25 protein-coding genes are annotated in these 19,711 nt (G+C 66.8%); 9 read left to right on the top strand and 16 right to left on the bottom strand.

The genetic code is table 11. The annotated features are described in order from the left end of the window. Positions 1-16: 16 nt before the first annotated feature. The gene (locus ACFXIV_RS38900) at positions 17-466 is read right to left on the bottom strand and encodes a hypothetical protein (RefSeq protein WP_379401479.1); all 450 of its coding nucleotides are present in this window, start codon (positions 464-466) and stop codon (positions 17-19) included. On the opposite strand from ACFXIV_RS38900, the gene ACFXIV_RS38905 reads away from it, so the two are divergent. The 3 genes from ACFXIV_RS38905 to ACFXIV_RS38915 are packed head-to-tail and all read left to right on the top strand — an operon-like array spanning position 380 to position 2,696. Then, complete coding sequence (locus ACFXIV_RS38905; protein ID WP_379401478.1) at positions 380-1,102, top strand: GntR family transcriptional regulator; 723 nt, start codon at positions 380-382, stop codon at positions 1,100-1,102. The two genes, ACFXIV_RS38900 and ACFXIV_RS38905, sit on opposite strands and share 87 nt — an antisense overlap. Positions 1,103-1,113: 11 nt before the next feature. Continuing rightward, positions 1,114-2,523 (top strand): amidase, encoded by a 1,410-nt coding sequence (locus ACFXIV_RS38910; RefSeq protein WP_379401436.1) that lies wholly within the window; start codon positions 1,114-1,116, stop codon positions 2,521-2,523. A 20-nt stretch (positions 2,524-2,543) separates the two neighbouring features. After that, entirely contained in the window at positions 2,544-2,696 is a 153-nt protein-coding gene (locus ACFXIV_RS38915) for a hypothetical protein (RefSeq protein WP_379384959.1), read from the top strand. Between the two features lie 18 nt (positions 2,697-2,714). Here ACFXIV_RS38915 and ACFXIV_RS38920 read toward each other — a convergent pair whose 3' ends face one another. Beyond that, on the bottom strand, positions 2,715-3,329 hold the full coding sequence (locus tag ACFXIV_RS38920) for a TetR/AcrR family transcriptional regulator (RefSeq protein ID WP_379384960.1): 615 nt from the start codon (positions 3,327-3,329) through the stop codon (positions 2,715-2,717). A gap of 61 nt (positions 3,330-3,390) precedes the next feature. Between ACFXIV_RS38920 and ACFXIV_RS38925 the strand changes: the two genes are divergently transcribed. After that, positions 3,391-3,903, top strand: coding sequence for an SRPBCC family protein (locus tag ACFXIV_RS38925; protein WP_379401435.1), 513 nt, complete (start codon positions 3,391-3,393; stop codon positions 3,901-3,903). A gap of 73 nt (positions 3,904-3,976) precedes the next feature. Further along, on the top strand, positions 3,977-4,288 hold the full coding sequence (locus ACFXIV_RS38930) for a hypothetical protein (RefSeq protein WP_379421412.1): 312 nt from the start codon (positions 3,977-3,979) through the stop codon (positions 4,286-4,288). 157 nt (positions 4,289-4,445) lie between these two features. Here ACFXIV_RS38930 and ACFXIV_RS38935 read toward each other — a convergent pair whose 3' ends face one another. The 12 genes from ACFXIV_RS38935 to ACFXIV_RS38990 form a co-directional block, all read right to left on the bottom strand. Further along, complete coding sequence (locus tag ACFXIV_RS38935) at positions 4,446-5,048, bottom strand: TetR/AcrR family transcriptional regulator (RefSeq protein ID WP_379401433.1); 603 nt, start codon at positions 5,046-5,048, stop codon at positions 4,446-4,448. A gap of 98 nt (positions 5,049-5,146) precedes the next feature. Beyond that, positions 5,147-6,697, bottom strand: coding sequence for a class I adenylate-forming enzyme family protein (locus ACFXIV_RS38940; protein ID WP_379401432.1), 1,551 nt, complete (start codon positions 6,695-6,697; stop codon positions 5,147-5,149). 59 nt (positions 6,698-6,756) lie between these two features. Then, positions 6,757-7,728 (bottom strand): NAD(P)H-dependent flavin oxidoreductase, encoded by a 972-nt coding sequence (locus ACFXIV_RS38945; protein WP_379401431.1) that lies wholly within the window; start codon positions 7,726-7,728, stop codon positions 6,757-6,759. 17 nt (positions 7,729-7,745) lie between these two features. Further along, positions 7,746-8,903 (bottom strand): NAD(P)/FAD-dependent oxidoreductase, encoded by a 1,158-nt coding sequence (locus ACFXIV_RS38950; RefSeq protein WP_379401430.1) that lies wholly within the window; start codon positions 8,901-8,903, stop codon positions 7,746-7,748. Then, positions 8,900-9,721 (bottom strand): SDR family NAD(P)-dependent oxidoreductase, encoded by an 822-nt coding sequence (locus ACFXIV_RS38955; protein WP_379401429.1) that lies wholly within the window; start codon positions 9,719-9,721, stop codon positions 8,900-8,902. The genes ACFXIV_RS38950 and ACFXIV_RS38955 overlap by 4 nt, the downstream gene beginning before the upstream one ends. Before the next feature lie 13 nt (positions 9,722-9,734). Then, the gene (locus tag ACFXIV_RS38960; protein WP_379401428.1) at positions 9,735-10,274 is read right to left on the bottom strand and encodes a 3-phenylpropionate/cinnamic acid dioxygenase subunit beta; all 540 of its coding nucleotides are present in this window, start codon (positions 10,272-10,274) and stop codon (positions 9,735-9,737) included. Continuing rightward, entirely contained in the window at positions 10,258-11,583 is a 1,326-nt protein-coding gene (locus ACFXIV_RS38965; protein ID WP_379384975.1) for an aromatic ring-hydroxylating dioxygenase subunit alpha, read from the bottom strand. The genes ACFXIV_RS38960 and ACFXIV_RS38965 overlap by 17 nt, the downstream gene beginning before the upstream one ends. After that, positions 11,580-11,930, bottom strand: a complete 351-nt coding sequence (locus tag ACFXIV_RS38970) for a non-heme iron oxygenase ferredoxin subunit (protein WP_379401427.1) — start codon at positions 11,928-11,930, stop codon at positions 11,580-11,582. The genes ACFXIV_RS38965 and ACFXIV_RS38970 overlap by 4 nt, the downstream gene beginning before the upstream one ends. Next, a complete protein-coding gene (locus ACFXIV_RS38975; protein WP_379401426.1) occupies positions 11,927-12,775 on the bottom strand; it encodes a hypothetical protein in 849 nt (282 codons plus the stop codon). Before ACFXIV_RS38975 ends, ACFXIV_RS38970 begins: the two co-directional genes overlap by 4 nt. After that, positions 12,768-13,058: a hypothetical protein gene (locus tag ACFXIV_RS38980; protein WP_379401425.1), complete on the bottom strand. Its 291-nt coding sequence runs from the start codon at positions 13,056-13,058 to the stop codon at positions 12,768-12,770. The genes ACFXIV_RS38975 and ACFXIV_RS38980 overlap by 8 nt, the downstream gene beginning before the upstream one ends. Continuing rightward, positions 13,055-13,897 carry an alpha/beta fold hydrolase gene (locus ACFXIV_RS38985; protein ID WP_379401424.1) on the bottom strand — a complete coding sequence of 281 codons (843 nt, stop codon included), beginning with the start codon at positions 13,895-13,897 and terminating at the stop codon, positions 13,055-13,057. The genes ACFXIV_RS38980 and ACFXIV_RS38985 overlap by 4 nt, the downstream gene beginning before the upstream one ends. Before the next feature lie 98 nt (positions 13,898-13,995). Further along, positions 13,996-14,760, bottom strand: coding sequence for an IclR family transcriptional regulator (locus tag ACFXIV_RS38990; protein WP_379401423.1), 765 nt, complete (start codon positions 14,758-14,760; stop codon positions 13,996-13,998). Positions 14,761-14,876: 116 nt separating this feature from the next. Here ACFXIV_RS38990 and ACFXIV_RS38995 point away from each other — a divergent pair, with 116 nt between their 5' ends. The 4 genes from ACFXIV_RS38995 to ACFXIV_RS39010 all read left to right on the top strand — a co-directional run bounded on the left by ACFXIV_RS38995 (position 14,877) and on the right by ACFXIV_RS39010 (position 18,342). Then, positions 14,877-15,671, top strand: a complete 795-nt coding sequence (locus ACFXIV_RS38995; RefSeq protein WP_379401422.1) for a 2-keto-4-pentenoate hydratase — start codon at positions 14,877-14,879, stop codon at positions 15,669-15,671. A 23-nt stretch (positions 15,672-15,694) separates the two neighbouring features. After that, entirely contained in the window at positions 15,695-16,648 is a 954-nt protein-coding gene (locus ACFXIV_RS39000) for an acetaldehyde dehydrogenase (acetylating) (RefSeq protein ID WP_379401477.1), read from the top strand. Continuing rightward, positions 16,645-17,667: a 4-hydroxy-2-oxovalerate aldolase gene (gene dmpG / locus ACFXIV_RS39005; RefSeq protein WP_379401421.1), complete on the top strand. Its 1,023-nt coding sequence runs from the start codon at positions 16,645-16,647 to the stop codon at positions 17,665-17,667. Before ACFXIV_RS39000 ends, dmpG begins: the two co-directional genes overlap by 4 nt. A 279-nt stretch (positions 17,668-17,946) precedes the next feature. Next, positions 17,947-18,342, top strand: coding sequence for a DUF6463 family protein (locus ACFXIV_RS39010; RefSeq protein ID WP_379401420.1), 396 nt, complete (start codon positions 17,947-17,949; stop codon positions 18,340-18,342). Positions 18,343-18,746: 404 nt separating this feature from the next. On the opposite strand, the gene ACFXIV_RS39015 is transcribed toward ACFXIV_RS39010, so the two are convergent. Together ACFXIV_RS39015 and ACFXIV_RS39020 are read right to left on the bottom strand one after the other, a co-directional pair. Further along, positions 18,747-19,031, bottom strand: coding sequence for a DUF1152 domain-containing protein (locus tag ACFXIV_RS39015; protein WP_379401419.1), 285 nt, complete (start codon positions 19,029-19,031; stop codon positions 18,747-18,749). Positions 19,032-19,071: 40 nt separating this feature from the next. Next, entirely contained in the window at positions 19,072-19,665 is a 594-nt protein-coding gene (locus ACFXIV_RS39020) for a dihydrofolate reductase family protein (RefSeq protein WP_379401418.1), read from the bottom strand. Between the last annotated feature and the right edge of the window lie 46 nt (positions 19,666-19,711).

Genomic DNA, 19,711 nt, shown 5'->3' on the forward strand with positions numbered 1-19,711 from the left:
CCCGTCGAATCCCCTCCTACAGCGACTCACTCGGTCGATCGGGGAGGTTTCGTCGGTATCGGTTCGCATCGACCGTCGACACATTCACGGATGACCAGCGGCGCCCGGGCCGACAGCCGTGCGTGACCCCGCGAAACATTGCTGTCGGCGAGACGTTTTCGCAGGTAGCGGTGGCGCGCGCAATGCCGATTCCGGCGTAACTCAGCATTAACTCGATTCTCCGCCGCGTAACGGCGTGAGCACGCAACCTGGCGTCATGCACGATCATCGACAGCACCGGGTTCCAGGTGCGAACGTCGGCGACCGATCTGGCCGCCTGACGCTCCGCCGTCGGTTCGATCAGTTGTTGCCCGGCTCCATCCAATTGGCGGCACGGCGGGTGCGCGACCTGTTGCGGGCCGAGATTCGCCGAGGCGCTTTCGTCGATGGCCGGCTTCCGGCCGAATCCGAGCTCATGGCGCAGCATCAGGCGTCACGGGAGACGGTGCGTGAAGCGCTCGACCTGCTGCGCCGCGACGGACTCGTCGAACGACGACGGGGAGTCGGCACCATGACGATCCGCGAGGAGTACGTGGTGCCGGGTGTCCTTCCGCCACAAGGCAACTTGTTCGAGACGTATCTGGCCGACGGCCACATCACGCCGCGTCTACTGCGCTGGAACTGGATACCCGCGCCGAGCGCGGTAGCTGCTCAGCTCGACGGTGTCGCGGTCGACGACGACTGCCTGTGCATCGACTACGTGTTGCTCATCGACGACCGGCCGATGGCGGTTTTCACCAACTACCTCCGTTCCACGGAGGCGTCGCGAGTCGACCAGCAGGAGTTTCGGACCGACTTCTACTCGCTGCTGCACTCCAGCGATGTCACTGTCGCGGGCTTCGATCTGGCCGTACAGGCCGCCGCTGCCGACGATTGCTCCGCCACACTGCTCCACATCGCGCAGGGTGATCCGATCCTGCTGTGGGAACAGACGATTCGCAATCCAGACGGTGAGGCGGTCGACTACGCACTCGGTGCTCTTCGCGGTGATGTCGTCATGAAGTTCGGTGACATCCCCCGCATCGATTTGACCCGCTCCCTGCCCCCGCGACAACCCCGCTGATGAGGACACCCATGACCACGACCACCCGGATCACCACCGTCACCGATGCCACGGCAGCACTGCGCCATGGCGAGATCACCGCGAGTGAACTACTCGAACAATGCCTGGCCACCGCCGACGCCCTCGACGACCGCGTCGGCGTGTACCTGACCCGGTTCGACGATATCGCCCGCGAGCGGGCCGCCCGGGTCGATGCAAAGATCGCGGCCGGGCGTCCCCTGGCGCCGTTGGACGGAATCCCGTTGGGCATCAAAGATATTCTCGTCAGCCGGCACGGACCGACCACCGCACAGAGCCTGGTGCTCGACCCCGCCTGGGCCCTGGCCACCGGTGATGCCGCGGTGGTGAAACGGCTCGAGCAGGCCGGTGCGATCATCACGGGCAAGACCACCACCATGGAATTCGCTGTCGGCGTGCCGGATCCGGACAAGCCCTTCCCGATTCCGCGCAACGCCTGGGACACCGACCGCTGGGCCGGCGGGTCGAGCTCCGGATCCGCCAGTGGCGTCGCGACCGGCATGTGCTTGGCGGCGATCGGCACCGACACTGCCGGAAGCATCCGAATCCCCGCCGCGTTCAACGGAATCACCGGACTCAAACCCACTTTCGGCCGCGTGCCCAAGTCCGGCGTGGTGCCACTGGGCTACACCCTCGATCACGTGGGGCCGGTGGCCCGCAGCGCCGCCGATTGCGCACTGCTGCTGTCGATCATCGCCGGGCACGAGCCGGCCGATTCCTACAGCGCGACAACACCTGTCGACGATTACCCGGGCGTGCTCACCGGTGATCTCGAGGGCCTCACCATCGGAGTCGACAACCTCGACCGCTACGCCGACGCGGGCATCGACCCGGCCCAGCCCGAGCGGTTCACCGCGGCACTAGATGTCCTCGCCGCGGCCGGGGCCCGCATCGTCCCCGTCGAAGTGCCGATGTATCCCGAGGTGGTGGCCATCGATGTCGTTGTCATGCTGGCCGAGGCGCATTCGTACCACCGTCCGGCATTGCGCAATCGCTGGGAGGATTACGGACAGGCCACCCGCATCATCCTGGCGTCCGGGTCGGCTGTCTCTGCATCGGATTACGTGCAGGCACAACGTGTCCGGCGGATCGCCGCGGCCCGCATGGCCGAACTGCTCACCGCCGTCGATCTGGTCGTCACTCCGACCGGGCACCTCGGCGCACCCCGGCTGGACGCCATCGATCAGTTGCAGCCACTGAATGTGCTGGCTTCCCTGCACACCCCGTACTGGAATCCGCTCGGCAACCCCACTCTCGCCCTCCCGATCGGGCTGTCGGCGGACGGCATGCCGCTGTCGATGTCGATCAGCGGCAAGCACTTCGACGAGGCCACCGTGCTGCGCGCCGGCGACGCCTACCAGCGCCGCACCATTCACCATCTGGCCACCCCCACCATCCGGTGACACACGATTCGGAGCCGACGATGACCGAGCCGACCACCTGGTCCACCGACCCCGCCGAGAACACCGCGATCGAAGCCCTCGGCGGTGCCCTGCACGCGATGACGGAACTTCTGCACAGCGTCGCCGACGCTCAATACCTCGACCCTGCGGGGAGTTTCGACAGTCTTCGCTGATAGCCGCGGTGACGCGTACTAGCTGCTCGCGGAGCCATCGGGCAGCGTGACATTTCCACCGACCGCGCCGCGGACGATCCGGTCGACAGCCTCGGCGGCGTCGGCCAGGTCGGCGTCGGCATTGCGCGCGCAGCGGCGTACGGCCGCATGAGGCAACTCGATGATCAGCAAGGCCAACCGCTGTCGGTCGGCCGGGCTGCGATAGCCCAGCCGGTCGCCGAGTTCGCGCATGGCGTCGTCCAGCCGGGCCTGCTGCGCCGCTGCCATGTCTCGGGATTCCGCGCTCCACTGTGCGAACCCGAAGGATTCGCGGCCCCAGAGCAAGACCGCCGCGTCCGTCGGATGCTGTCGCGACCAGTTGGTCACGTGATGCGCGGCCCGCATGGCGGCCTGCTGCGGCGGATCGACCCGCAGTGCCGCGAAAAACCCGCTCTGGAATCGATCAATGGTGCGCAACCACAGGGCTGCCAGCAGCGCGGCTCGATCGGGAAAGCGGTAGTAGACCGAGCCGCTCGGGGCGCCCGTGGCTGCGGCGACCGCGCTCATGGTGACCGCGGCCGCGCCGTCGGCCGCGGCGAGGTCGGCGGCCGCGTCCAGTAGCGAGTCCGGGGTGTGGGCGGGCATTCTTGACATGCATTAGAGAGTAGCCTCTAATTGAAATTAGAGATTATTCGCTAAATGAAAGGTCCAGCTCATGGTGCGCAATGTCCACAGCCGGGTGATCGCAGCCGATGCCCGGGCGGTCGGCCGACTGCTCGATACGCTGTCCACCGACGACGACCGACTGTGGCCGGTCGGACAGTGGCCCGCGATGCGGTTCGATCGGCCGCTGGGCGTCGATGCCACGGGCGGCCACGGACCGATCCGCTACACCTGCGTGAAATACGTTCCGGGACGGGAGGTCCTGTTCCGTTTCCATCGCCCGCTCGGCTTCGACGGGACACACGGATTCATCGTGGAGGAACTGGACGCCACCCATACCCGCCTGACCCACGAGCTGGTCATGCGCACACACGGCAAGGACCGCTTCACCTGGGCACTCCTGTGGCGATGGCTACACGACGCCGCACTGGAGGACTCACTCGATCTCGCCGAGACAGCCCTGGTTCCGGGGACGGCCCCCAGGAGCCGCCACAGCCGATACGTGCGCTTTCTGCGCGGGCGGATTCACCGCGATCAGGTCCACAAGAACAAGGTCCACCAGTAGCGCCGCCGGTTGATTCGGCACGACTTCATGTTGCAGCAGGCACCGCGCCCGCTGTGGAGACGAAAGGCTCGATGTGAATTTCACGATGACTCGGCTGGGCAGATCGTTGACCCGCCTCGCGATCGCGGGTGCAGTAGCCGCGGTCCCGCTCGCGGCCTCGACGGTCTCGGCCGTTGCAGAACCACCGACACAGGTGGCGCCTTCCGATCCGCGGACCTACGACGTGGCCGACTGCGATCGACCAGAACTCGAAGCCGACAGAGCTTTCCAGGACTGGTGCGTCAACGTTTGCTGGGCGAACGACCCTGGCAACCCGGCCAATCCGAACAGCCCGCTCAACCCGAATAATCCGGCCAACCCGAACAGCCCGTTGAATCAGCACTGACGCCGAAACGCGATCGGCATGAACGTGGATGCCATTCGAATCCGAGCAGAGGAGCCCCTGTCCCCGCGAGCCAGGGCAGGGGCTCCGATCTTGCGGCAACCGACAAGGCGGCAGCACAACGACATCGCGTCTAGACCTCGATACCGTTGTGCTGCCGTCAATCCTGCGGCGGCAGCCCGATGAGTTTGCAGTAGGCATCGGCGATCGACGCGGGATCGAGCGAGCCGTCATGCTGATACCAGCGATGGCTTTCGCTGACCATATTCAGAATCGCGAAGGTCAGCACCGACGACGGCGCGTCCGGTAGCTGTCTCAGTGCCTGCACCTTCTCGACGACACCGCGGACAGTGGCGACGAATTCGCGTTCGTGGAGTTGCACCTCCTCGGCCACCGCCGGCTCCAGCCAGCGCTGCTCGCTGCGATAAACAGCGAAGGTGAGGTGGTTCGCGATCACCGCGTGGGTGAATCGGGTGACGATGGCGCGCAGTTGGGTGACCGGGTCGCTGCCCGCCGCCAAGCCGTCGTGCAGCGCGGTCGTCATGTCCCGATCGACCTGTAATGCGATCTCGCGCAACAGATCTGCCTTCGACCCGACGTAGTGGTAGATGGACGGCTGGCTGAGGTCGAGCTGGGCCGCGATCTCCCTGGTAGTGCCCTTGCTGTACCCGCGGGACGAGAAGACGGCCGCGGCACCGTCGAGAATGCGCCGCCGCTTGTCCTCCCAGGCCGATTCCCCCTCGACCGCCGTGTGCGCAGCCACGCGTGGGCCTCCCAAGTAGTATCGCCGAAGTAGAAAATGTCAGCTTAGCCCGCGGAAGGATCCGGGAAACCCGCTGGACCAGGTGCCCGAGGGCCGGCTCAGGTGTCTGCCGCCATCTTGCGCAGCGCGAGCCGATCTATCTTGTTCGCGGCGGTTTTCGGCAAGTGCCCCACCACCCGGATGTCCCGGGGTTGTTTGTAGTGCGCCAGATTCGTCGCGCAGTAGTCGGCCAGCGCCGTCCAATCCAGAATCGCGTCGCGGTCGATGACGATGAACGACACCGGACGCTCGCCGCGCCGTTCGTCGGGCACGCCCACGGTGGCGGCATCGACGATTCCCGGAAAGTGGCACAGCGTCTCGTCGATCTCGCGCGGATAGACATTGAATCCGCCGACGATGAGCATGTCCTTCTTGCGATCGACGATGAACAGGTAGCCGTCGTCGTCGAGATAGCCGATATCCCCGGTATTGAGCCAGCCGTCGACGAAGGCCCCGTCGCCGTGCGCCGGGTCGTGGTACCCGACAGTCATGTGCGGCGCTCGAACCCGGATCTCCCCCGCCTCCCGGCTGGGAGCCGATCGGCTCGGATCCTCGAGATCGACCACCCGGACCTCGACCGATACCGCGGGCAGACCGACCGAACCCGGCCGTGGGTCGGTATCCCACCGATTGCAGGTGATCGGCGCGAGCTCGGTCATCCCGTAGGCCTCGCGAATTTCCACGCCGGTCCGGCGCATCCAGCGCTCGTGCAGTACGGCGGAGAACCTCGATCCGCCGCCCGGACAGACGCGAAGGGTGGACAGATTCGCGCGATTGGTGTGCTCACTCGCCAGCAGACCGGCGTAGATCTCGGCCGGACCTCCGCTGAACACGGTGACCCCGTGCTCGCGAATGGCCAAGGCGACCGCATCGGGCTTGAATCCCTGACAGATCACCACGGTGGCGTGGCCGTAGAGCGGGTTGAGGATGCCCATCAGCAATCCCCAAATATGAAACGACGGCGCCACATTCAGCCATACCTCGACGCCGAGCCGAGTCGGCCAGCACGACTCCATGCCGCCGACGGTCAGCATCAGGGTGTGGTGGGTGTGATCGACCCCTTTGGGCACACCGGTGGTACCACCGGTGAACATCATGGTGGCCAACTGATCCGGCGCGGGTAGCTGGTCGTCGGCAATAGTGAGTGTCTCGTCGCGGCACCAGGATTCGAGAGGCAGGTCGGCCCCGCCGACCACGAGGACCTCGAGACCGAACGACTCGGCCGCGGTGGCGACCGGCCCGGCGACGCCCGCCGCGGCGAGAACCACACTCGCCCCGGATCGTTCGAGCAGCAGGCGCAGCTCACGACCGGTGAAGCCGGGGTTCATCAGGGCCACCTGCGCACCCGCCAGCCAGGCGGCGAAGATCGCGGCCGACAGCTCGAGGCCATTCGGCATGACGACCGCGACCGGGCGCCCAGCCACCACCGCCCCGGATAGTCGGCGGGCCAAACCCACGGCCGCCCGGCCCAGTTCGGCGTAGGACAGTGTCCGGTCGCCGCACACGATCGCGGTCCGATCGGGCGCCTCGGCCATTGCCCGGCGCAGGCATTCGACCATGCTGGCGGACGGCTCGCGTTCCGGGCGGGCCGTCATTTCCTCGGTAGTCACAGCGGCCACCACAACCTCCAGTAGAGCGAATTCAATCTTGTCGAGTTCTTGCGGGGCGATCAATCGGCACGGTGCGCGGCGAACCGCGTGAACTCGGGAATCGAGTCCGCTCGCACGCGCGCCAGCGCCGCGTCGTATTCGGCGCTGAGTGCGGACACCACCTCGGCGATCGATTCCCGCCCGCGCACCGCGCCGACGCCTTCCCCGGCCGACCACACGTCGCGCCAGGCTTTGGAATCGGCGATGGCGCCGGAGAAGTCGATGCCGGTCGGGCCGCCGGTTCTCGACCCGTGCCGGTCCAGGCTCGCGGTGAGCCAGTTCGCGGGTACGCCGGTCACACTGTCGGAGGTGATGATGTCCGCGATCGTCGCGTCGATCACCATTCGGCGATGCCCCTCGGCCGCACGGCTCTCCGCGGTCGCGAGCAACCGCGTGCCGACGGTGACGAGGTCGGCCCCGAGGACGCGCATGGCGAGGACGCCCGCGCCCGAGGACACCGCGCCGCCGGCGATCAGCGGTCCGTCCCAGAACTCCCGGATCGCGGCGATCAGCGCGAATGGACTGTACCTGCCGGTGTGTCCCCCGGCTCCCGAGCAGACGGCGGAGAGACCATCGGCGCCTGCGGCAATGGCCCGGCGGGCCTGGTCGGGTGCGCTGATATCGGCGAAAACCAATCCGCCCCAGCGATGTACGGCATCGAGCGCACGCTGGGGAGTCCCCAGCGCGGTGATCACCAGCGCGGGTGCGGCCTCGCTCAGGAGGGCGAGTTCGGCGTCGAGCCGGTCATAGGTGCGGTGCACGATGAGATTGACTCCCCACGCGCCCCCGTCGGCTCCGGCGGTGATGCCCTCGAGCATGACGCTCAGGTCGTCGATGGTGCGCGCGTTGGCGGCAGGAAAGGTGCCGATGATCCCGGATCGCGCTGCGGCAGTGACCATGTCGGTCCCCGACACCAGAAACATCGGAGCCGCCAGCACCGGAATCCGCAGCGATTCGGCGAGCTCGCCGAATCGTCGATTCGTGGATTTCATCTTCGCATCCCAATTCGTCATTGCGCCACACCGATTTCCGGTCGGCCCGCCGACTGGAGCGCGGTGCGGGCACGACGGACGAGATGTGGTGCGTCCAGGGCCAGTACGGCCGTCGGCTGTCCGCCGCGGGTCCAGGTCACCGCCCGCCCGGAGCGGGCATCCGGGCGGATCTCGCAGGTATCCGCCCGGCCGTGGCGGCCGAGGTAGTGCAGGCTGTGGCCGAGCTGGTGCGACCAGAAGTACGGCAGCGGATCGTAGGATTCGGCTGCGTCGAGGATGTTCCGGGCCGCGGTCTGGGCCGAGTCGGCCGCGTGATGCCAGTGCTCGAGATGCATGTCGCAGCCGTATCGGGCCGAGCGCCAGGCGATCGCGTCGCCCGCGGCGTAGACGCCGGGCAGATCGGTGCACAGATATTCATCCGTGCTGATGAACCCCGCCGGAGTCCGGGCTATCGGGGTGCCGTCCAGCCACGATGTCGCGGGTAACCCGCCGATCGCGGCGACCACCAGGTCGGCGGCGCGACGGCTGGAATCGCTGAGCAGCACTCCGGCGGGCGTGGTTTCGAGGACCTGAACCCCGATCGTGAGACGAATGCCGCACTCGTCGTACCACCCCCGGATCTCGTCGAGGACCGAATCGGGCACCGCGGCCAGGGCCGGGCCGAAGTCCGGTCCGACCACCGAGACCCGGCAACCGGCCGCAGCGGCGGCGGTCGCGACCTCCGCCCCGATCAGGCCCGCGCCGACGATCAGCACCCTTTGCCCCGCAGCCATTTCAGCGCGCAGCCCGACGGCGTCCTCGAGAGTTCGCAGCACCCGGGCTGGTTGCGCGCCGGTGCCGCTCCGCAGCGGCCGTGACCGCAGCCCAGGGGCCAAAACGGCGGCGTCGAACGGGAATGCCGCTGCGGTGGTGAGGATTTCACCGGGCTTGACCCCGACCGCGATGGTTTCGGTCCGCAGTTCGACCTCGAGATCGGCGAGGCCGGGGCTCAGTTGGGGCTGAATCGCGGTTCCCGCCAACAGTTCCTTCGACAGTGGTGGACGATCGTAGGGCTCGGTCGACTCCTGCGTGATCAGAGTGAGTCGCCCCTGGAAGCCGTACGAGCGCAGTGTCACCGCCGCCGTGTGCCCGGCCAGACCGCCGCCCACGACGACCACCCGTTCCGGCCGCGTCATGATTGTTCCTCGGCTCGGCCCGCGCGCGCGGCCCGCCGCCCGCGCACCTCGAGTCCCCCGTCACTGGGAAAGACCGCGCCGGTGACGAATCCGGTGTCCTCGGGGCAGGCCAGCGACACGTAAAGACCGGTGTGCTGTTCCGGCTCGCTGACGAATCCCAGCGGGATCGTCCTGGCGATGTTCTCGAGCAGTCGAGTCTCCTCGCGCAGGTGGCGGTCGCCGCCGAGTCCGCCCACGCCGGTCAGGCCGCTGCGGGTGGCCCCTGGCGCTATGCCGTTGACTCGCACGTCCGGTGCGAATTCGTAGGCGAGCTGCCGTATCAGCCCCACGACAGCGTGTTTCGAGGCCACATACAGTGCGCCGCCGCCACCCGCGTAGGACCCACTCGACGAGCTGGTGAGAATGATCGAGCCCCGGCTCTTGCGCAGTGCCGCGCTCGCGGCCCGGACGCCGAGCAGGTATCCCAGCACATTGGTGGCGAACAACTCGTGGAAATTGCCGGGCAGTTCCGCGAGTTCCGCGTCGTCGAGCTTCGCGCCGTAGTCGTACACGCCGACATTACCGACGTAGATATCCACTCGGCCGAACACATCGAGACTGCACGCGGTGGCCGCGAGGTGCGCGGCGGGATCGCGGACATCACCGACGACGGCGGCGACCCGGTCGGCATGCGCCTCCTCGAGCGCGTCGGCCAGCTGCTTGTCCCGTTCCAGCACAACGACGTTCGCGCCTTCGTGCACATATCGTTCGACCACGGCGCGCCCGATGCCGTCACCGCCGCCGGTGACGAGGGCTACCCGCCCTTCCAGTCGACCCATCAGATCCGTCCCATCAGAAGAAGGTGTTGATGTTCTTGGCGGGCAGCGTCGCGTGGCTCAGCAGGACCTTTCGCGCCGCGATGCGCAGTCGCCCGTCCACGCGTCGCAAGCGGTCGACCCGCCTGCCGTACAGGACCGCGGAGTCGTTGCCGCCCTGGCCCCGGTAGTTCACGAAGACCGAGCGCACGGTCAATTCCCCGGGTATATCGCACAATTCGACTTCGATATTGGAGATGACATGCAGATGCCGAGTCGCCGGATCCTCGGCCCACGCCGTCGGCGCGGTGAATCGGTCCACCCGATGCCGGAGATCGGCGACGGTGTCGTCGAAGTACGCCATGCGGTGCGGCGCGTGGGTGCCGGAGCGGTCGTGGCGGCCACGGTTCTCGATGCCGGGCACCCAGTAGGTCGCGTCCTCGGTGAACAGCGCCAGCCATTCCGGATAGCGTTCCTCGTCGAGTAGTCGCGCTTCCCGCGCGGCGAACGCCGCGACCTCGACATAGAGGTTGGTATCGATGTTTTCGATCGTTTTCGGGTCAGCGGTCGGTGTCATCGCGAGGCCCCTTGTCCAGGAGTTCGTCCCAGTCGCTCGAGGTCATCATCTTCGACCACTGGCGGTAGAACGCTCGTTGATTGGCGTCGTTGATCTGCCCGCGGTACACGTTGCCGGGCAGTTCGGGGTGGTCGACGCGACTCTCCAGGCCGAGTCCGTAGTGCAGCGGCTGTTGGCGGGTCACGAATCCACGATTGCTGTGCGTCGAACCCTCCCAGTTCTCGCCGTCGTCCATTTCGAAGACGCCGGATGGCGAGAAGGTCAGCATCGCGCCCTTCTTCCAGGCGTCCTTGACCTCTTGCGGCGCATCACGATTGACCAGTACCCAGGTGCGCAGCTCGGTCTTGTGGGGGCCGAGCGGCTGCCAGGTGCGGAAGGTGTTCTGGCCGGGCAGGAACGAGAAGTTGGGGAAAACATTCGCCGAGCTGACCGAGCCGACCATCTTGGCCCGGGTCGATCCGAGTCGGGCCTCGAACACGTCGCGTTGCTCGCGCAGATAGTCCAGGATGCGTTTGTCCCCGAGCGTGGCCGCATTACCGACCCCGTCGAGGTTGAATTCCCAGCAGTGGCCGTTGGCATTGACGTGGTAGCTCTCGTTGGCCTCGTCGCCGAGTGTGGCCACCGGCCCGCCGAGCATCGCCTCGGCTCCGGAGGCGTGTGTCCATCCGGCGTGCAGCGCGTCGCCGGCGAAGTTCTCGGCGGCGATCTTCCAATTGCAGCCGAGAATCGAGGAGATGCAGCCGCCGGCGAATTCGGTTCCGCCCGGATCGTTGTCGAGCATGACGTCGAGATAGAACGTGAAATCGCCGAGGAATTCGGTGAGCGGCGGCGCGCTCGGGTCGAAGGTCGCGAACAGCAGGCCCTTGTAGCCCTCGACCTGGGCCACCGGGGTCAGGCCCACCCGGGAGCGGTCGAAGCCGGGTTCACGGTCGTAGGAACCGGATTCGTGCATGCCGCGCAGCGACCCGTCCAGACCGAACGACCAGCCGTGGTAGTTGCAGACGAAGCCGCGCGCGACCCCGACCTCCGCCGAACAGACACGGTTGCCCCGGTGCGGGCAGCTGTTCAGGAACGCCCCCACCCGGCCGTCGCGGTTGCGGACGACGATCACCTCGTCCTCTCCGATCCGGGTGGTGAGGAACGAACCGGCCTGCGGCAGTTGGCTTTCGTGTGCGATGAACACCCAGGCGCGGGCGAAGATCCGCTCGAGTTCGCGCTGGTAGATCGCCTCCGACCAGAAGATGTCGCGCGGCAGCAGGCCCTCGTTCAACAGCTGGAGGTCCAAGGCCGCCGATAGCGGTTTACTCATTGTTCGTCACTTCCCTTGCTCCTACTAGTGCGCACATAGATCTGGCCGTCGTCGACCGACGCCTCATAGGTGGCCAGAGCCTGGGTGGCCGGGAAACACAGCGCACGACCGGTGCGGATATCGAATTCGGCCCAGTGCACCGGGCAGACGATGGTGTGGCCCTCCAGCTCGCCCTCCGACAGCGACGCGGTGGCGTGGGTGCAGGTATCGGCGGTCACGTAGATCTCACCGTCGACGCGGTAGACGAGCAGCGGCGGCCATCCGTCCGGAGTCACACGCACCATCTCCCGGCCGTCGAGCAGACCGACCGGCCCGAGATGGCACGCGGCCGAGGTACCGGTGGTCATGACACGATCGCTTCCGCGACCCGATTCGGGACGAGTTCAGCGAACCCGAGACCGGTAATCCATTCCGGCACAGCCTCATAGGCGATAACAGTGCCCGTGCACGGGCCGAGCGCGGCCATGGCGGCCACGAAGTTCCTGATCTCCAGACCGCCGTTGCCGCCGTGGTCGAGGATGTACTCATCGCGCAGCGAGGCGAGGGTCTCCACATCGCCGGCGGCGACGAGATCCAGGACCATGCGATCGAAGGTCTCGTTCACCCGGCCCATGTCGCCGGTGCCGACCCAGTGGCTGATGCCACCGCTTCCGATAACGACCACCCGCTCGTTCCCGTCCCAACTCTCCACGGCCTCCTTCAGATTCGCCCCGATCTGGGCGGCCCGCCGCAGCGGCAGCAGCGGCTCGACCCCGCAGGCCAGATAGATCGGAATCACCGGCAACTCCGCATCGGCGCCGATGCGGAAGTATGGGATCGCGACGGAATGGTCGACGGTCAGGGAATCGGCTACGGCCCAATCGATTCCGGTGTGGTGCCCGTGACTCACCAGATGGCGCGCCAGCGCCTGGTTGTCCGGAAACTGCCGCTTGCGCATGCCCGGAAGACGTTCCAGCGGCCCGTCGACATCCCCGATGCCGATCAGCGCCTGCGGCAAGCAGCCCGGGCCGAACAGTAGATAGTGGTCAGTGCCGATAATGATCAGGGTCGTGGCGGCGAGATCCGCTACCCGCCTTGCCACCTCGGCGTACGCGTCGACGATTCGCTCCCGGATCGCCTCGGGCGGCGCCTGCGGATCGGTGAGGACCATCGGATCGTGCGGCACAAGGAAACCGCCCACCAGCTCAGCCATTCTTACGGTCCTTCCAGATCGAGAGGGTTTGTCCGCCTTGAAGTTCGGCCAGATAGCCGGGCAGGCTACGGTCGCCGAAGGTCATCCACAGCCCCCACAGCAACATGGGATTCGCGCCCCGGTCCTGCAGCGCGGGGAGGTCGATGCCACCCACGGCCGCGCGCTCGTCCGGGTCGAGCCGGTACCTGTCGAGGAATCCACCGGTGTCCGAGACGAAGCTGTCGCGCGCCTGTTTGCCCGCGACGATGTCGTAGAGCGCCTTGTCCAACCCCGATCGACTCATGACAGCCCGCCCAGGAAATCGCGGACCTCACAGAGGAATTCGTCGCGTCGCTCCAACTGCACCCAGTGGCCGCACCGCGAGAACACTTTCAGGTCGGCGTTCGGGATGTGATGCGCTGCGCGCCAGGCAAGTTCGACCGGAATGACGAGATCCTCCCGGCCATGCAGGACGAGTGTCGGCTGCGCGATGGTGCGCAGCGACTCCTCCGGCACGCCCTTGACCGGCGTTCCCTCCGGGCCGGGTTCGGGAATGAGACGGCGGTAGGCGTCCTGTGCGCCGGGACGGGCACTGGCCTCGTACCGCTCGCGAACCATCTCGTCGGTCACGAGGGCAGGATCGTGCGGGAATATCCGTAGAATCCGGCGCATTTCGGCTTCGCTCGGTTCGTAATGCCAGCCGGAGCGCAGCCCTTCGGTCATCTCGAAGGTTCCGACCGGCGTACCGAGCAGGACGAGCCCGTCGACCCGCTCCGGATGTTTCAGCGCCGCGGCGAGGGACAGGCCGCCACCGAAACTATTGCCCAGCACGGTCGCTGAGGGCAGTTCGAGCGCGTCGAGCAACTCGACGAGTTGGTGCACCCAGAGCTTGATCCCGTACGTGGTGCCCGCGGACCCGATCGAGGCGCCGAACCCGGCGATATCGGGTGCGATCACCTGGAAGTCCCGGGCGAGCTCCGGGATCAGGCCGGACCAGTTCGCCGCCGCCGAGACCCCCGGACCGGAACCGTGCAGTAGCACGAGCGGGCGGCCCGATCCCGCGGTCAGGACCTTGGTCGGAATTCCCCCGGCCTCGACGACATGTGTTCGCGTGACGTCACGGTCGGCAACGGTTTGCGCCATCTACACAACCTCTTCCGGTCGTTCGATTGATCAATTGATTGATTGATTGATTGAACGATAAGACCGGCTGCGGCAAGGCGTCAAGAGGCGGGGGTGAGTCAGCGGGGATTCGGCCGCGACCGCCGGGCCAGGATGGCTTCCACGCCGACCGCGGCCGCGCGCACCGGACCGATATGTTCGCCGGGGCGAAAACGCGAGGTGGGACCGGTGACCGAGATCGCGGCAAGCTGGCCGCCGACGCCGCGGATGGGGGCCGCGATGCAGGCGATCCCGACCGAGGATTCTTCGTACTCGAAGGCGACGCCGTCTGCGTGCACGCGGTCGAGCTGGGCGCGCAGCAGGCCCGCTCCGACGATCGTGCGCGGGGTGCGGCGGATCAGACGGCCGGACAGGATCCGCTCGACGGTGGACGAATCACAGTGGGCCAGCAGGACCCGGCCGATCGCCGTGCAGTACAGGGGCATTCGACCGCCGACCCGCGATGGCGCGGGCGCCTGGCGGTGGCCGCCGATCTTGCTGAGGTAGACGACCTCGTCGCCGTCGAGTACGCCGAGGTGAACGGTCTCACGGGTGTGGGCGTACAAGTCCTGCATGAACGGGATCGCCACCTCGAGCAGCGCGCTCTCGACGGAGGCGCGCAGGCCGAGTTCGAACAATCCGCGCCCCAGGCCGTAGCCGTCCGAGGACGGGGTGAGCAGGCGCGCCGCGACCAGGTCCTGGCACATCCGGTGCACGGTGGCCTTCGGCAGGCCGGTTCGCCGGGCCAGCTCGGACAGGCCGATCGCGTTGTCCCCGACCTCGAAAGCGTCCAGGATCAACACGATCCGCCCCAGTACCGAGCGCGGATCCAGGCTCGAAGTCATGGGAATGCCTCAATTCCTGCGACCGGTCCACTCACCGGACCGGATTTACTGCGCGGGCCCCGAGGGCCGAGGTGGACTGATCGCCGCCCTCACAGTACGACACCAAGGAGGTTGTCATGTCATCGGTTGTCGACGAGGCGATCGTCGCCCGCGCGGCACGACGTCTCACGGAGGCCACCGCGACCCGCCGCCCCTGCGCGCCATTGCGCGACCTGATCGGCCCGGACGACGTGCGCACCGCCTACCGAATCCAGGAGCGCTGCAACGCCATTCGGGTCGGCGCGGGAGCCGAGGTGGTCGGGCGCAAGATCGGCGCGACCTCGGCGGCGGTCCAGCGGCAGTTGGGTGTGGACCAGCCCGATTTCGGAGTCCTGTTCTCCGACATGGCCTTCGCGCATGGCGACGAAATTCCGCTCGCGCGGCTGTTGCAACCGCGGGTGGAGGCGGAGATCGCGTTCGTCCTCGCCGCGGATCTCGCCGACGGGCCGCTCGACGATGCCCAGTGCCGCCGGGCGGTCGGCGCGGCGCTCGCGGCGCTCGAGATCGTCGACAGTCGAATCATCGACTGGGACATCTCGTTCGCCGACACCGTCGCCGACAACGCCTCCAGCGGTGTCTATGTGCTCGGCGCGGAGCAGAAGACCCTCGACGAACTGGAACCGGCCACGGTGACCATGCGCATGGAGATCGACGGCGAGGTGGTGTCGACCGGCACCGGGGCCGCCTGCCTGGGCGATCCACTGCACGCGCTGTCGTGGCTCGCGCGGCAGGCACGGACCTTCGGGAATCCGCTCAGGGCCGGGCAAGTGATCTTGTCCGGCGCCCTGGGGCCGATGCGCCCCGTCCCTGCGGGCGCGGTCGTCGACGTGCACATCCACGGACTCGGCCAGGTGTCGGCGTCCTTCTCGTGAAAGGTAATCCCTTGAGTGACAGCATTGTTCGCACCAAGGTCGCGATCATCGGATCCGGGAACATCGGCACCGACCTGATGGTCAAGATCCTGCGGCGCTCCCCGGTCCTCGAGACGGCCGCCATGGTCGGCATCGACCCGGCCTCCGACGGGCTCGCGCGGGCGGCGGCCATGAACGTTGCGACGACATCCGACGGCGTGGACGGGCTGCTCTACATGCCCGGCTTCGACGACATCGACATCGTCTTCGACGCGACATCGGCGAAGGCCCACGAGCACAACCACACTCGGCTCGCACCGCTGGGTAAACGCATGATCGATCTGACTCCGGCCGCGATCGGACCGTTCGTCGTGCCCGCGGTCAATCTCGGCGATCACCTCGACTCCCCCAACGTGAACATGGTGACCTGCGGCGGGCAGGCCACCATTCCGATCGTGGCCGCCGTCTCGCGCGTGACGCGCGTCGCCTACGCCGAGATCGTCGCCTCCATCTCGTCGCGGTCCGCGGGGCCGGGCACCCGGGCCAATATCGACGAGTTCACCGAAACCACCTCGCACGCAATCGAAAAGGTCGGCGGCGCCGAGCGCGGCAAGGCGGTCATCATTCTCAATCCGGCCGAGCCACCGCTGATCATGCGCGACACGGTCTACTGCCTGGTCGACGCCGCCGATACCGGTAGCCACGAGCGAATCCGGGCCTCGATCGAGCAGATGGTCGGCGAGGTCGCGGCCTACGTGCCCGGCTATCGCCTCAAACAACAGGTCCAGATCGACCCGATTCCGTCCGGCGAGCCGGTGCACACACTGCTGACCGACGGCGCGCGCGGCATGCCGACCCACCGTGTCTCGGTGTTCCTGGAGGTCGAGGGCGCCGCGGATTATCTGCCCGCCTACGCCGGGAACCTCGACATCATGACCTCGGCGGCCGTCCGGGTCGCGGAGCGAATCGCGCAGTCGCAGAAGGAGAACGCTCGATGAGCCCGACCAGCCTCTTCATCCAGGACGTCACCCTTCGCGACGGCATGCACGCGGTTCGCCACCGAATCACACCGGAGGACGTCGGCACGATCGTGGCCGCCCTCGACGCCGCGGGGGTGGACGCCATCGAGGTCGCCCACGGCGATGGCCTCGCGGGCGGATCGGTCAACTACGGTCCCGGTTCACACAGTGACTGGGCGTGGCTCGAGGCAGCCGCCGCCAATATCGGCCGGGCCCGCCTGACCACGCTGCTGCTGCCCGGCGTGGGCACGGTCGCGGAGCTGCGCCGCGCCTACGAGCTGGGTGTCCGGTCGGTGCGCATTGCCACCCACTGCACCGAGGCCGATGTTGCCGCCCAGCATATTTCGACGGCACGTGAGATGGGCATGGACGTCGCCGGCTTCCTGATGATGAGCCATATGGCGTCGGCCCCGGATCTGGCCGCGCAGGCGAAGCTGATGGAGAGCTATGGCGCGCATTGTGTCTATGTCACGGACTCTGGCGGCCGACTCACCATGGACGATGTGCGCGAACGCATTCGGGTATACCGCGACACTCTCGACCACGGAACCGAAATAGGCATTCACGCCCACGAGAACCTCTCGTTGTCGGTGGCAAACTCCGTCACCGCCGTCGAACATGGCGCCATCCGCGTCGACGCCTCGCTGGCCGGTCACGGCGCCGGTGCCGGAAACACCCCGATCGAAGCGTTCATCGCGGTCGCGAACTTGCTGGAGTGGCGACACGGCTGCGACGTCTTCGCCCTGCAAGACGCGGCCGACGATCTCGTCCGCCCGCTGCAGGACCGGCCGGTCCGTGTCGACCGCGAAACCCTGACCCTCGGCTACTCCGGGGTGTACTCCAGCTTCCTGCGCCACGCCGAAACCGCCGGCGCGCGTTACGGCATCGACACACGCATCCTGCTAATGGAGGCCGGTCGACGTGGGCTGGTCGGCGGCCAGGAGGACATGATCGTCGACATCGCCCTGACCATCGCCGCAGCAGGGCGTCTCACCTGACGCCGGACATGGTCGGCGGTGTCCAGTAGCCGCAGCCGGATCGCGATCACCGCGATATAGCAGGGTGACGATGCCCCTGCCATCGCGATGGTCGCGATTGACCAATCAACCGAAAGTAAAAGCAGCGCAACATATCTGACTGGCATACCCAATCACAACGTGCCAATCACCACACCCACAGCATCTATGGGGAGCCACATACACGATCGTAAACTCGGAGTTATACGGTGCCGTATAACTACCTGGAGGTGCGCGATGCAGCAACCCTGTGAGAATCAGATGATCAAGTGGGCAGGCGGCGTTCTCGCATTCATTGGCGCCGGGCACCTGACTGTCGGACTATTGCTCAGTTCGGCGCAGTTCGGGAACTGGCTGTCGCTACAGCTCTGGGGCCACTGGTGGGAAGATACCGAGTCGGCCAACGCCTTCTGGGCGAACCCAGCCGGCTTCGGCCTGCCACTCACCCTCGTCGGCTTGCTCGTGATGTGGATGACCCGGCACGGAATCGTTCCACCCGCCTCCCTGGCCTGGACAGTGCTCGCCTGGGGTGTCGTATGCGCCATCATCGCCGAGCCGACTCCGGCACCCCTGGTGGTGATCACCGCCGCCCTACTCTTGCGCGCCACCCGCAACACCACCAAGGCCGTCGAACAACACCCGATAACAGCCAGCTGAGCAGGTGGCCTCGACCTTACGGTGTCCGCGGCCCTTGCCCCAGATCCGGCCAATGAGTTGGGAACCAACAGAACTCCACTTCCCCAGGCTGCCGCAAACCTAGCGGACCATTTCATCGAATACCTGGCCGACATCGCGGGCGATCCACCCGGACGGGTGCGACTGCCGGAACGCGACGGGCCGCGCGGTGCGGTTCTTCCTCGAATACGACACCGGCACCGAGACCCCTGTCCACCGTCGCGGCGAAACTCGCCGACTACCAGAGCTTCCCGACCGACAGGTTCGGGAACCTGTTGTTCTTGTATCTCAGATACTGCGGTCGCGCCGGTACTTGTGACGCCCCGCCTACGCCGGACAGGGTTGGCGGCGTGCAATAGCCGCAGCCGGATAGCGATCACCGCGAATTAGCAGACGCCGACGCGGGTAGGAGATATAGCCCGCGAGCCGGGGCAGCGTCGAGATGCCCCGCCACAGAGCCGCTGTCTCCGGGATCTCCGCGACGCGGCCGCGATCGATGAGACCTCGAAGTCGGCGCGCTCCCGGGGCCCAGGCGCGGGGTCGATCATGAACCGGTCCCACGAGTAGCTCATGATCGCCGCAATTCCCAGCTCCGCCATGGCGGCCGCGAGCATGGCGGCAGTGATGGCATCACCGCCGCCACCGGCGGCAATCGCAATCGCAGTGCGCATGACCTCCCGCCAACTGTTCGACGGTCCCCGTCTACAGCCGTTAGCCTTGCACGAATTGGTAGGTGTCGAGCACCAGCCCGTCACCGATCTTTCGTGTGTTGACCAGGTGCAGCGGCTTCCTGTCGCTGGTCTCGTCGAAGATACGCAGGCCGGTTCCCAGCACAGCCGGGAAAACTACCAGCCGCAGTTCATCGGCCAGGTTCTGTGCTATCAGTGTGCGCACGAGCTGATAGCTGCCGTAGACCAGGATTTGCCCGTCCACTTGCCGCTTCAGCTCCGAAATCTCCTTTACCGCATCGCCGTTGAGGACCGTGATATTGCTCCACCGAGGATGTTGGAGAGTCGACGACACGACGTACTTGGGGATGCTGTTCATTCTGTCCGCCCACTCGCGGCTTACGCGGACCTCCGCGCCGTCGCGCATCCGGGACTCGAACCACTCACTGCTCCGCCTGCCCAGCAGTAGCGCCTCGGCACCCAGCAGTTCCTCCGTCTCGTTGGCGGCCCAGTATTCGAGGTCCTTACCCCCCACGAACTGGTGGAACCAGCCGCCCAGCTCGAAGCCTTCCTGGCCGTCCGGGTCTTGGACCACCCCATCGAGTGTGGCATTGGTGCTGATGACGATCTTTCCCATTTCCGTGCTCCTTTGACAATGTTGTCGGCTATCACTGGTGAAGACG

Source organism: Nocardia sp. NPDC059236 (genome assembly GCF_042754085.1).
Lineage (GTDB): Bacteria > Actinomycetota > Actinomycetes > Mycobacteriales > Mycobacteriaceae > Nocardia.